At 59.1% G+C, this 12,605-nt stretch carries 15 protein-coding genes; 5 read left to right on the top strand and 10 right to left on the bottom strand.

Going from position 1 to position 12,605, the window contains the following annotated elements:
• Positions 1-3: 3 nt before the first annotated feature.
• The 8 genes from V8J82_RS09270 to V8J82_RS09235 all read right to left on the bottom strand — a co-directional run bounded on the left by V8J82_RS09270 (position 4) and on the right by V8J82_RS09235 (position 6,772).
• Positions 4-297 (bottom strand): thioredoxin family protein, encoded by a 294-nt coding sequence (locus V8J82_RS09270; RefSeq protein WP_339974425.1) that lies wholly within the window; start codon positions 295-297, stop codon positions 4-6.
• Between the two features lie 90 nt (positions 298-387).
• Positions 388-555 carry a hypothetical protein gene (locus V8J82_RS09265; protein WP_339974423.1) on the bottom strand — a complete coding sequence of 56 codons (168 nt, stop codon included), beginning with the start codon at positions 553-555 and terminating at the stop codon, positions 388-390.
• 57 nt (positions 556-612) lie between these two features.
• Positions 613-1,482 (bottom strand): DMT family transporter, encoded by an 870-nt coding sequence (locus V8J82_RS09260; RefSeq protein ID WP_339974421.1) that lies wholly within the window; start codon positions 1,480-1,482, stop codon positions 613-615.
• Between the two features lie 81 nt (positions 1,483-1,563).
• Positions 1,564-1,854, bottom strand: coding sequence for an HU family DNA-binding protein (locus tag V8J82_RS09255; RefSeq protein WP_339974419.1), 291 nt, complete (start codon positions 1,852-1,854; stop codon positions 1,564-1,566).
• A gap of 136 nt (positions 1,855-1,990) precedes the next feature.
• Positions 1,991-3,475 (bottom strand): AMP nucleosidase, encoded by a 1,485-nt coding sequence (locus V8J82_RS09250; RefSeq protein WP_339974417.1) that lies wholly within the window; start codon positions 3,473-3,475, stop codon positions 1,991-1,993.
• The gene (locus V8J82_RS09245) at positions 3,472-4,230 is read right to left on the bottom strand and encodes a cupin domain-containing protein (protein ID WP_339974415.1); all 759 of its coding nucleotides are present in this window, start codon (positions 4,228-4,230) and stop codon (positions 3,472-3,474) included. Before V8J82_RS09245 ends, V8J82_RS09250 begins: the two co-directional genes overlap by 4 nt.
• Entirely contained in the window at positions 4,227-6,017 is a 1,791-nt protein-coding gene (locus V8J82_RS09240) for an adenine deaminase (RefSeq protein WP_339974413.1), read from the bottom strand. The genes V8J82_RS09245 and V8J82_RS09240 overlap by 4 nt, the downstream gene beginning before the upstream one ends.
• Before the next feature lie 56 nt (positions 6,018-6,073).
• On the bottom strand, positions 6,074-6,772 hold the full coding sequence (locus tag V8J82_RS09235) for a sulfotransferase-like domain-containing protein (RefSeq protein ID WP_339974411.1): 699 nt from the start codon (positions 6,770-6,772) through the stop codon (positions 6,074-6,076).
• 140 nt (positions 6,773-6,912) lie between these two features.
• On the opposite strand from V8J82_RS09235, the gene msrA reads away from it, so the two are divergent.
• Positions 6,913-7,608, top strand: coding sequence for a peptide-methionine (S)-S-oxide reductase MsrA (gene msrA / locus V8J82_RS09230; protein ID WP_339974409.1), 696 nt, complete (start codon positions 6,913-6,915; stop codon positions 7,606-7,608).
• Between the two features lie 20 nt (positions 7,609-7,628).
• On the opposite strand, the gene V8J82_RS09225 is transcribed toward msrA, so the two are convergent.
• Entirely contained in the window at positions 7,629-7,916 is a 288-nt protein-coding gene (locus V8J82_RS09225; RefSeq protein ID WP_339974407.1) for a YggT family protein, read from the bottom strand.
• A gap of 153 nt (positions 7,917-8,069) precedes the next feature.
• Between V8J82_RS09225 and V8J82_RS09220 the strand changes: the two genes are divergently transcribed.
• The 4 genes from V8J82_RS09220 to V8J82_RS09205 all read left to right on the top strand — a co-directional run bounded on the left by V8J82_RS09220 (position 8,070) and on the right by V8J82_RS09205 (position 11,706).
• Positions 8,070-8,600 carry an acyl-CoA thioesterase gene (locus tag V8J82_RS09220; protein ID WP_339974405.1) on the top strand — a complete coding sequence of 177 codons (531 nt, stop codon included), beginning with the start codon at positions 8,070-8,072 and terminating at the stop codon, positions 8,598-8,600.
• Positions 8,601-8,650: 50 nt separating this feature from the next.
• Complete coding sequence (locus V8J82_RS09215; RefSeq protein ID WP_339974403.1) at positions 8,651-10,075, top strand: MFS transporter; 1,425 nt, start codon at positions 8,651-8,653, stop codon at positions 10,073-10,075.
• Positions 10,072-10,980, top strand: a complete 909-nt coding sequence (mepA, locus tag V8J82_RS09210; RefSeq protein ID WP_339974401.1) for a penicillin-insensitive murein endopeptidase — start codon at positions 10,072-10,074, stop codon at positions 10,978-10,980. The genes V8J82_RS09215 and mepA overlap by 4 nt, the downstream gene beginning before the upstream one ends.
• A gap of 132 nt (positions 10,981-11,112) precedes the next feature.
• On the top strand, positions 11,113-11,706 hold the full coding sequence (locus V8J82_RS09205; protein WP_339974399.1) for an outer membrane protein: 594 nt from the start codon (positions 11,113-11,115) through the stop codon (positions 11,704-11,706).
• A 30-nt stretch (positions 11,707-11,736) separates the two neighbouring features.
• Here the strand turns inward: V8J82_RS09205 and V8J82_RS09200 are convergent, their stop codons facing one another.
• Positions 11,737-12,576 (bottom strand): LOG family protein, encoded by an 840-nt coding sequence (locus V8J82_RS09200; protein ID WP_339974397.1) that lies wholly within the window; start codon positions 12,574-12,576, stop codon positions 11,737-11,739.
• Positions 12,577-12,605 lie beyond the last annotated feature (29 nt).

Here is a 12,605-nt window from a genome sequence, read left to right as displayed (position 1 = left end):
ACTCTAAAGACCAGCATCTAACAGCGTGCGGTTGTCCGCTTCGCGCGTTCCGACGACGATGCGGGCGACCTCTTCTCCATTGCGAAACACCACCAACGTTGATCGATGTGGGATCCAAAGTTGCGACCTAAGATCGGATCGGCCGTACCCATCCCAATCGACGCGGTAAAACGTAATCGCTTCGCGACAGGCCAGGTTTTCGTCGAGCAAGGCGCCAATCATGCGGTATTGGCTCTGACAAGTCGAACACCAATCAGAAGCGAAATCCCAAAAAATAGACAAACGCAATGATGACACTGCCGATCCCACGCACGAAGGCTGTCATCATGATTGCACCTGCCTAGGATACCATCGCCTCGCGTAAATCGATCAAATGGTCGGCAAAGATCACGCCAAACCCTGACTTGATGAGGGCCAAGCCCATGCCGCTGGCCAGCGCTGGCGGGCCATAGTGAGGGATTGCAGTGACCCGGCCAAAACGATGGGCAGAACCGGCAAAACGCAGAGGTCAATCAGGGTCAGAAGCCTCGCATCATAGGCGAATAAAAAGTCCATAGCGCAGTGATGCCGCGTCGCCGCGGCAATGTTCATTAAACACTTTGTGAAACAGAGCTATGTAGCGATCCGCGCCCGTTGCACCGCCAAAATTCCACCCGCGATGATCGCGACGCCCACCGCATCCACCCAACTGAGTTGTTCCGACAACAGGACAAACGCGATGGCGACGCCGAAAACGGGATTGAGGAAGTGATAGGTCGCGGCACGAGTCGGTCCGATCCGACCAACCAACAAAAACCAGATCAAAGTTGCAGCCAGCCCTGGCATCAGGGTCGTATAGACGAAGGCAACCACAAACGGCATGGTCCAATCGACCTGCGGCACCTCTAGCAGCATCGCTGGCAACAACAGCGCCACCGATCCCACCAACATCTGCAGACCGACGATCATCAACAGATTTCCGCCGTCTGAAGACGCACTTCGCACGGTCAGCGTCGCAGCAGCCAAGGCGACGGCGCCGATCAAACACAACGCAATGCCCAAAGGGTCGGCCCCGCCCCCAAACCGTTGCGCCATGATTAGGGCCACACCGGCGAATCCAGCGATCAGGCCCAGCACCCCCATCGTCGGCAGCCGCTCGCGAAAGATCGTCCAATTGGCCAGCGCCACCAGCAGCGGCATAGTTGACGCGATGATTGCAGCGAGAGACGCTTCGATCCACTGCATGGCGACGAAGTTCAGCCCCAGATAAATCGCATTTTGGCAAAGGCCAAACACCACCACTGCACGCCATTGCCCACGGCTCAACCGGAAGGACTGCCCAAGCGCCAAGGCGATACCGATGCCGATCAGTCCCGAAATCGCAAAACGCGCCGACAACGAATAAAGCGGCGGGGCTGCGTCAACGATGATCCGCGCTGACGTGAAGGCCGATGACCAGATCAACGCAAAGGTCAGGCCCATGGCGACGGCGCGCAGATCCATGAAGGTCCCCGGTAGTCAGACAAAAGAAAAGGGCCGCGCCCCAACAGGCGCGACCCTTTCAGAATTCCAAGGCGTCGGCAATCAGCCGTTAACGCTGTCTTTCAGAGCCTTCGCAACGGTGACTTTCACCTGCTTGTCAGCCTCTTTCTTGATCTGCTCGCCGGTGGCAGGGTTGCGCACCATACGTTCAGGACGCTCACGGCAATAAACTTTGCCAATGCCCGGAAGGGTCACGGCACCGCCATTGGCGACTTCTTTGGTGATCACCGAGGTCACGGCGTCCAGCGCGGCGCCTGCAGTTTTCTTGTCTGCGCCCATTTCGTCGGCCAGGGCCGCAACGAGCTGCGTTTTGGTCATGGGTTTCGTTGCCATGTCATTATACTCCTGCTGTCTATCCCCCGAGCCCTTGGGCCGGTTGCAGGGAAACTAACCGAATATTGTGGCACCACACAACGGCTCGCAGGCGCTTTAATCAGAAAAATAGGGCTTTTGAGCGCTTTTCATCCTATCAAAGGAAGGCGGTTTCCTCAAATGAGCGTAATTTCCGGCTATGCAGGCGCTCCAGCGGCATATCCCGCAGCCCTTCCATCGCGCGAATACCGATCTGCAAATGCCGTGAAACCTGGGTTTTGTAGAAGTCCGAGGCCATGCCAGGCAGCTTCAATTCGCCATGGAGCGGTTTGTCAGATACGCAGAGCAACGTGCCGTAAGGCACCCTGAACCGGAACCCATTGGCCGCGATTGTGGCGCTTTCCATGTCCAGCGCAACGGCCCGCGACTGGCTTAGCCGCTGCACCGGCCCGGTTTGATCGCGCAATTCCCAATTGCGGTTGTCCAGGCTGGCGACGGTGCCGGTGCGCATGATCCGCTTCAACTCGAACCCTTCCAGTTCCGCCACATCCGCCACCGCCGTTTCCAGGGCCACTTGGATCTCGGCCAAGGCGGGCACGGGCACCCAGCCGGGCAGATCGTCATCCAGCACCTTATCTTCGCGGAGATAGGCGTGGGCGAGCACGAAATCCCCAAGACTCTGCGAATTCCGCAACCCGGCGCAATGGCCCACCATGATCCAGGCGTGGGGCCGCAACACGGCGATATGGTCCGTCGCGGTTTTTGCGTTCGAGGGCCCGACCCCGATATTGACCAGCGTAATCCCCGATCCATCCGCGCGTTTCAGATGATAGGTCGGCATTTGCGGCATCTTCGTCGGTAAGCTGATCACACCGTCCGGCGCCGTAATCTCGGCATTTCCGGTGGCAACAAAGCTGGTATAGCCGCTATCCGGATCAGCCATTTGCGCGCGGGCATAGGCCTCGAACTCATCGACATAGAATTGGTAATTGGTGAACAGAACGTGGTTCTGAAAATGCGCCGGATCGGTTGCCGTGTAGTGGCTCAGCCGAGCAAGCGAGTAGTCGATCCGCTGCGCAGTAAACGGCGCCAAAGCGTGCGCCCCGTCATCATAGGTAAAGCCCAAACCGTTCACGATATCATCGTTGGTCGTAGCCAGATCCGGCACGTCGAACACGTCGCGCAGCGTGAAATTTCCCGCGCCTTCTTGCGGCACGGTCACTCCAGCTTCGCCCGCCACGGCAAAATGCACCGGCATCGGCGTGCTGGACGGGCCGACGACGACGCCGACACCGTGGTTCTTCAGCAACAGGCCAATCTGCTGTTGGAGGTAGTTTTCGAACAGATCAGGCCGTGTGATCGTCGTGGCATAGGTGCCGGGCTCGGACACGTGGCCAAAGCTTAACCGGCTATCGACAGCGGCGAAGGTTGTCGTGGTCAGCCGCAATTCGGGATAAAACGCCCGGTACCGCGTTCCCGCGGGCACGCCATTGGTCAACGTGTCAGTGAATTTCGCGCTGAGGAATTGCGTCGCCTGCGCATAGAGCGTTTGAAGATGCTCCACCGCCTCGCCAGCATCGGTAAAGGTGGCGGTTCGCGCATTGTCTGGCGAATGGATGGCGGTGGTGGGATAGCTGTTCATTCTTCCTCGATCACAAATTCATAGGCCTCGCGAATGGCGGCAATGCCCTCATCTTCCAGCACTTCGCGCAATTCACTGGTGATTATATATGGGTTTTCGGCCGTCATTCCCGGAATGGCCCCTATCTCTGGCTCAGGCATCACCTGATCAAGCCAATGGCGGATGGGATCCTCCACCTCGTCTGGCGGGACCACGATCCCCAGATCCGAGGCTCGGGCCGGAATATGCACGCTGAATTGGCCTTCTAGGAATTCGCGGAAGGCCGTCGGCAGAGTCAGCGTATCGCCCCCAGCCTCCTCTTGCGGCGTGGCACGCGCATCGAAAAGGGCGCCGGGCTCGGGATAGCCCATCGCAAGGAATTGAAGCACTTTCAAAGGATCGTCGGTCAGGACATGGGGAGTGCCGTGGTTGAAGACCACAAACCATTGCTTGCCCGTATCATCCAGCCACAGCGACAGCGTGCCGCCATCCCCCGCGATCTGCGCGATCATGCTGATCCGCGCCATCGCCTCGGGCGGCGGGGCGTGCAATGGCGGCCCCGCTTCGAACGAAAACAGCACGTAACTACCCCCGGGTTGATCCATCTGCTCTGGCGGGTAGATCGAAAGATAGCGGGAAGAGAACGCGCCCGGGTCAGCCTGTCTGAACACACCGCCCCACCCTTGAGCCTCCAGCCAATCGAAGGTCACCGCAAACGCGTCGGGAAGATGCATCCCCTCCGGCAGATGGTCGCGAACACCTTCGGCGAAACTCATCGGATCACCTCGGTCAGCTCGAACGTCCGCACATCCACCAGCCCCAGATCCGAGATCCGCAATTCCGGGATCACCACCAGCGCCAGCAGAGAATGCTGCATATAGGCATTGTTCAAAGTGCAGCCCGCCGCCTCCATCGCAGCAACAAGACCGGTGACTTTCTCGGCCACCTCCGCCGCGGGCCGGTCGCTCATCAGACCCGCAATCGGCAACTCGACCAGCGCGCGTTCCGCGCCGTCTTGCCAAAGCGTCACGCCGCCGCCCACCTCACCCAGCCGCATCGCCGCGCGGGCCATCATCGCGCGGTCGGTGCCCACCACAATCATATGGTGGCTGTCATGGGCCACGGTCGACGCAATCGCCATGCCAGGGCCATAGCCAAAACCGCTGACAAACCCATTCGTCACGCCGCCCGTACCCCGATGCCGTTCGACCAGCGCGATTTGCGCGATCCCATCGGGTTCAACCACGCCATCGCGCACCGGCAAGGTCGCGGTCAGCGCCTTTGTTGGCGCCTGATTTTCCATCACACCGATGACATTCGCGGTGACCTCGTCCGCATCGGAACGGATCTCGAAATCCGCCGCGAGCAACACTTTCCCCAGATTGACCGAGGCCCTTGTATCTTCGGGCCAATCCAGATGCGGGCAATCCACCAGAACCTCGCCTGCCTCCGCAACCCGCTGGCCGCGCGCATAGACCGCCTCAATCGGAAGCGTCGCAAGGTCGCCCGTCACGATCATATCCGCTCGCCGCCCGGGGGCGATCTGGCCAATCTCCCGCTCCAGCCCAAAATGGCTTGCAGTGTTGATGGTCGCCATTTGCAGCGCGATCAAAGGGTCGCAGCCGCATTCAATCGCGTGACGCAAGGCGCGGTTCATATGGCCATCTTCCACCAACGTCTTGGCGAAACAATCGTCGGTGCAGATGATCATGTTGCGCGGGTCCAGGCCCCGTTCGGTGATCGCGGTGATCTGCGATTGAATGTCATACCAGGCCGAGCCCAGGCGGATCATCGACCGCATACCCTGCCGCATCCGCGCCATGGCATCACCTTCGCAGGTGCCTTCATGATCATCCGCCGGACCACCCGCCGCATAGGCATGAAACTCCGGCCCAAGATCGGGCGACGCATAATGACCACCCACGGTCTTGCCTGCCGCTTGCGTCGCAGCGATCTCGGCCAGCATCTGCTGGCTGCCATTCACGACACCGGGGAAATTCATCATCTCGCCCAACCCGATGATCCCGGGCCAAGCCATCGCCTCGGCGACATCGTCGGGGCCGATCTCATAGCCGGTCGTCTCCAGCCCCGGGGCGGAGGGCGCGCAACTTGGCATTTGCGTCCAGATATTCACCGGCTGCATCAGGGACTCGTCATGCATCAACCGCACGCCGCGCAAGCCGAACACATTCGCGATCTCGTGGGGGTCGGTGAACATGCTCGTCGTGCCATGGGGGATCACGGCGCGCGCAAATTCCGCGGGCGTCAGCATGCCGGATTCGATATGCATATGCCCATCGCAGAGGCCGGGGATCAGATACTTGCCATCAAGTTCGACCAATTCGGTCTCTGGCCCGATACAATGGTTTGCATCCGGCCCAACATAGGCGAAGCGGCCATGGCGCACGGCCACCTGCCAGCCCTCCATCACCTCGCGGGTCTGGACCAAAACCACCTTGCCACCGCGCAGCACCAAGTCGGCAGGCGCACGGCCCGCTGCACTGGCCACAAGGTCAGAGGCTACGTCTTGCCAAGCCGGAAAAATCGGGGGGGTCTGTTCCATGACACAGTTTCGCAAAGCCCGTTGGGGCCTGCAAGAGACGTTTCGATGACAAGCAACTAGACGCTGAGCCGCTTGGCATACATCGCCCGGTAAATCGGCATCGCCGTCTCGTAGATCGGCATCAGATCGTCAGGCACCTCGGGCAGCGGCCCCTCAGCAGCGGCAAAACCCGTGCTGCAATGGACCGCATCATACCAATGGCGCGCCCAGACGCCGTCGAAGGGTTTCGGACCGGCGGGCCAAGACAGCATCGCGGGATCAAACGCCAAACCGACCGTGTCACACAGTGCCCGCAGTGTTCCTTCGGGGTTCGCCCGTATATCCGCCGAGTCGATGATCGGACCCGGTAGCGCCTCAAAGATCCGCTCGACATCGGCGCAGCCGATATCCTGCATGGCGATCCTGTCGCGCTTATTGGTATAGCTGGCGATCACTCGGGCAGGATGGCGGATAAGATGAACATTTACAAAATCTTCCGCCCAATCCAACGGCATATTGTCGACCATGTGATGGCACATCATCTTAGCATAAAGATGCGGCTTTTCCGATGTTCGAAGAAGCCGTTCGACCACCGCATGTGGGACAATTGCCTGGTTCGCCAAAATCTCTTGGCGCATGGGATGATCGATGCCGGTCTGGGCCAGATACGCCGCATAGAACGGCTCGTCCACGGCCTCACAATCGGGGCGGTTTCCGAACGCATACATCAGGGCGGTCGATAGGTTCCGCGGCCCAGACCAAACTGCAATCTTCATCGGATAAAACCGATCTGTTTGCCGGATATCTGCGATATGCCTAGCATCATTTGCTTCCTTCACTGCATCTCAAACCCGCGTGAGATCACGCCGCCCGGCCTTGCATTGCAATCCCCGCTGAGGCCAGCATTGGCAGATCAATGCTGGAGGTTACCATGTCTCGCACGCCGATCCGCGAAGGGGTCAAGACCATTTTGCTATCCGCCGCAATTCTGGCGGCCCTGGCGCTGCAACACGGACAGGCCCATGCGCAAGATATCCGCACGACCATTGTCGCCGGAGGGTGTTTCTGGTGTGTCGAAAGCGATTTCGAGCGGGTCGAAGGTGTGATCGAAGTGGTCTCTGGCTTTTCGGGCGGAACAGTCGCCAATCCCAGCTATCGCGATGTGATCAGCGGCGGTACGGGGCATCTGGAGGTCGTCGAGATCACTTACGACGCTGATATTCTGCCCTATGACGGGCTTCTACGTTTGTTCCTGCGGTCGATTGATCCGCTGGATGCGGGTGGGCAATTCTGTGATCGCGGCGAAACCTATACCACCGCGATCTTTGTCGAGGATGCGCAGGAGCGCGACATCGCGCAGGTTGCCGTACGTGAGGCCGAGGGAACCCTGGGCGCGCCGCTTGCCACCACCATCCGCGACGCGGCGGCGTTTTATCCAGCCGAGGCCTATCACCAGGATTACTACCGCTCGAACGAAATCATCCTGACGCGGTTTGGTCCACGCCGGAAATCGGTGGCCTATGACCTCTACCGCGAAGCCTGCGGACGGGATCAACGGGTGTTGGATATCTGGGGCTCCGAAGCCGCATTCGCGGCAGATCACCTGAATTGATATAGGATTGATCTACCAGATCAGAGGAACAGCGCCATATTATTTCGCAGGATGATCTCTACGGCAATAACGCCAAGGAACACGACCAACGGCGCCAGATCCAGCCCACCCATATTCGGCAAGATGCGCCGGATCGGATCGTAAAGCGGCTGAAGCAGGCGATTCAGACCATCCCAGATTTGCCCCACAACGGGCTGATGCATGTTCAACACACCAAACGTTATCAACCAGCTCATGATGATATGAGCGATGATAATGAACTTCACCACGCCAATCAGCAGCATCAGAATTTCGAAAAGCGAGGTCATGGGCAGAGCATCCAGGCATCATGTCGGTTTCAGGGGACATAGGCGGGCGCCGCCGGTCCCGCAAGCAATCGGCGCGGATTTCCATGAAACGGTGAGAATTTGACGCCACGACGGGCTTTAGCTCGTCCGATGACTGGGGCATAGGCTGGCGCCATGTATCCTTTTGCACGCCTCACCGCCGTCACCTTCGCCGAACGTCGCAAACCGCGGCTCGGTCTGTTTGATACGCATCGCCTATCCATGACCTGTCTACCCTGGGATATCGACGGCTTCGTCGAGATGAACAACGGGCGCATCCTGACGCTGATGGATTTGGGGCGCTTTGCCTTGGCGATCCGTGTCGGGCTGTGGGATGTGCTGCGCCGCGAACGCTGGGGCTTGGTTGTTGCAGGGTCGACCGTTCGCTACCGGTCACGGATCACGCCGTTTCAGAGATTTCAATTGCGCACGCGCTTCGTGGGGTGGGATCACCGGTTCTTCTATCTGGAGCAAGGGATGTATCGCGGCGACACGTGCTGCAACCATGCTTTGTTGCGCACTGGTGTCACGAAAAATGGTCGTCTGGCACCTGTGGAGGATGTCGCGCGGGTCATGTCGGTTGAGGGCGATAGCCCACCCTTGCCCGCCTGGGTGCAAAATTGGGCTGAGGCCGACGGGACACGACCCTGGCCGCCGGAGATCTGACAGAGCCTTAACGATGGACAAATCCGGGCCTGGGCGAGATGTTACCGCCCATGAAAACCCTCGCCGCCAGACGCCCCTTACCGCCCTATGAGGCAACGTCGCCCGAGGGACGGCGCGCAATCTGGGGCTGGTGGGCGTTCGACTTTGCCAGTCAGCCTTATTTCACGCTTGGCCTGACATTTGTATTCGGTCCCTATTTCGCAGCGGTTGCAGCCGATTATTACCTTGCCCAGGGTCTGAGCGAGACAGCCGCTGATGCCGAGGCGCAAAGCCTTTGGTCGCTTGGGCAAACCATCTCGGGCATCTTCATCGCAATCTTGGCGCCAATCCTAGGCGCGCTTGCCGACAATGCAGGCAAGCGGATGCCGTGGATCATCGCCTTTTCGCTGTGCTACATCGCAGGCGCATTCGGCCTTTGGTGGCTGTTGCCCGATGGCGGCTTTTTGGTCGGCGCGCTGATCTGCTTTGGGATCGGCATGATCGGGGCGGAGTTCACGACCATTTTCACCAATTCTCTGCTGCCGGAATTGGGCAATCGGGATGAAATTGGGCGGATTTCCGGATCAGGCTTTGCCGTCGGATATGCCGGAGGCGTATTGGCCCTGTTCATCATGCTGCTGTTGTTTGTGGAACAAACGGACGGCCAAACCCTGATGGGCCTGGACCCTGCACTTGGCCTGGATGCGGAGGCCCGGGAAGGCACGCGCGCCGTTGGCCCCTTCATGGCGCTGTGGTTCGTCATCTTCATGATCCCCTTCGCACTCTGGGTGCGAGAGGCGCCGCGGACCGCCAAGCCCGGCGGTGTCAGCAGGGCCCTCGGCGATCTGGTGGCCCTTGTTAAGACATTGCCAGAGCGCGTCACGCTCAGCGCGTACCTCGCCTCCTCCATGTTCTACCGCGACGCCCTGAACGCGCTTTATGCGTTTGGCGGTACCTACGCCGTGTTGGTTCTTGATTGGGGTATTACCCAAGTCGGGATCTTCGGCGTAATCGCAGCCATCACCTCGGCCATTTCCACATGGGTCGGCGGGATGATCGACGAACGGAAAGGCCCCAAGCCCATCATAATTGCGACGATCCTGATGCTGATGGGCGTGTGCGTGTTTATCCTCGGCATGACACGAGAAAGCATTTGGGGCATCCAGTTAGATGAAGGGTCAACTGCGCCCGATGTGGCCTTTTTCCTCTGCGGAGCGATCATCGGTGGGGCCGGTGGCGTACTACAAGCATCCTCTCGCACATTGATGGTCCGCCATGCAGAGCCCGACAAACCGACCGAGGCCTTTGGGCTTTATGCCCTTTCGGGCAAAGCGACGGCTTTTCTCGGACCCGGTCTGATTTACTTGACGACGACGGCCCTGGGCGATGCCCGCCTGGGAATGCTGCCCCTTGTGGGGCTTTTTGGCCTCGGGTTGATCCTTTTGATATGGGTCAATCCAAACGGCACCTACGATATTAGGGATGACGCGCCATGAAACGGATTTTGCCATTTGCATTTGCTTTCCTCGCCGCCTGCAGCTCGGGCGGTCCGGTCCCACAATTGGACGCAACGCAATCCCGACAAGAGGCGCGGCAATTTTTCGGAGCGCAAACAAGCGCCAGCGTCGGAGATCCGGAATCCATCGGCTTTTATTCCAACGGATGCCTCGCAGGTGGGCAGCAACTGGCTGAAACAGGCCCGACCTGGCAGGCGATGCGGCTGTCGCGGAACCGCAATTGGGGCCATCCTGAGCTGTTGGACTACATTCAATCCCTGTCCGCCAACGTGGCCGCAAATACCTCGTGGGAGGGGCTCTATGTGGGCGATATGTCCCAGCCTCGAGGAGGCCCAATGCTGACCGGTCATGCCAGCCACCAAAGCGGTACAGATGTCGATATCTGGATGCTGCCCGCCCGAGACCTGTCATTGACCCGCGAGGAGCGTGAAAACCTCTCGTCGATCTCGGTTCGCAGCCGTGGCGGGGCCTGGATCAACGACAACTGGACGGCGGAACATGCCGAAGTCCTGCGCCTGGCCGCCAGCGACCCGCGTGTCGAACGTATCTTTGTCACAACCGGTGTGAAGGTCTGGCTCTGCCGCAACGTCGAAGGTGATCGCTCCTGGCTCAGCCATATTCGGCCCGCATCGGGACATCACTATCATTTCCACGTGCGCTTGAATTGCCCTTCGGGGGATCGAAACTGCCAGAACCAAGCCTCAACTGGCTCTGATGATGGTTGTGCGGAGGCTGAGGAACGCGCCGCACGCATCCTCGCCCCGACGCAACCCGGCCCGCCGAACCCAACACCCCCGCCGCCGCAACCGCCCCGCGGCATGCGCGTCGCATTGGGTGATGTGCCCCAACAATGCCTATCGCTGATTTCGAGCGGTTTGAATTAGGCCGCTTATTTATTGCTGTGGCTCTGCCGCAACAATAGAACTTGTATTGCATTTTCCAATCCTGCGCTCCGTCTCATTTTATATGCTAGTGCGAAGATCTTGAGGCACGTCGAGCATATAACGGAGTTCAAAATGAACCGCTATCTTTTGCCATTCATCGCGATGGCGTTCTCTAGCCCTGCAATCGCACAAGTTACAGGCCCTGCTCATTCGGATTGGGAGGGGTTTTATATCGGGGCTCAATTAGACTTCTTGCCAAGTACGGAAATCACATTTGACAATCTTCCGGGTTTGACCGGTGAGCTTGAAGGCGTTCATTTGGGCGGATTCATTGGCTACCGGCGCCAGTTCAACGCATTGGTTGTCGGTGGTGAACTGGATCTCAGCGGCGGTGATGTCGACAATACCATAACCTTTGGGGGCCTCTCGAGCGATGGGGAATCCCAGACCGCCTTAAACCGATTGGGCGTCGAAGCGGGCTATGACGCGGGACGCTTCTTACCTTACGGCACCGTGGGGCTAGCAAGCCTGACATTCCAAAACACGATCAATGGCGATAATCGGTCTTTTGGGACATTCGCTGGAATCGGACTGGACTATCAGACCGGTCAATATACGTCCGTTGGCGTCGAATTACTGCGCCACAGCTTCAGCAACTTCAGCGAATCCGATGATCTGAACGTCGACATCATAACGCTAGGCGTGAACTTCGCCGTCCGTTATTAGGCTGACCCGCCGGGGTGCGCCTGAAATGGCTTAGCGCCCCGGTATATCACCGCGCCGTCCTGACAATGTCCATGTGTCGATGACATGCAACGCATCTTCTGCAGTTTCCACAAATCGAAACAGGTTCAGATCGTCGGCTGAGATCGTGCCCGCGTGGACCAGAGCATTCCAGTTCACAACATCGCGCCAAAAGCTTTCGCCGAACAGCAGCACCGGCACCTGCTCCATCCGACCGGTCTGGATCAGCGTCAGCGCTTCGAATAGCTCATCCATCGTGCCGAACCCACCCGGGAACACCGCGATGGCTTTCGCTCGCATCAGAAAATGCATCTTACGGATGGCGAAATAGTGGAAGTTAAAGCAGAGGTCGGGCGTGACGTAGTGGTTCGGCTCTTGCTCATGCGGCAACACGATATTCAACCCGACGGAACAGCCACCCGCATCGGAAGCCCCGCGATTGCCTGCCTCCATCACGCCAGGCCCGCCACCTGTCACTACGACATTTTCGGTGCAGCCAGTTTCCACCGATCGCGCGGTGATGGCGCGAGCAAAGCTGCGCGCCTCTTCATAATATTGCGACATGTCCCTCAGCGCATCGCTGCGCGCGCCATCGCGGTCTTCGGGCCGCGGGATACGGGCGCCGCCGAACAGGACGATTGTCGAATTCACCCCGCGGGCATCCAAGCCCATTTCCGGCTTCAACAGCTCTAGCTGCAAACGCACCGGACGCAATTCCGGCGCGCACAGAAAATCAGGATCCGCGAAAGCCAACCTGTAGGAGGCGGATTGTGCCTGCGGCGTATTCGGCAGTCTTTGAACGGACTTAATGTCCTGTTGGGCATCGCGAAAAGGTTTGCGGTCGTCTTTCATCGGGGGCTCCGAGCATGTTTGCGCTGACC

The sequence above is a fragment of the Gymnodinialimonas mytili genome, from assembly GCF_037544085.1.
GTDB classification, from domain to species: domain Bacteria; phylum Pseudomonadota; class Alphaproteobacteria; order Rhodobacterales; family Rhodobacteraceae; genus Gymnodinialimonas; species Gymnodinialimonas mytili.
This window is presented reverse-complemented; position numbering and strand designations above follow the sequence as displayed.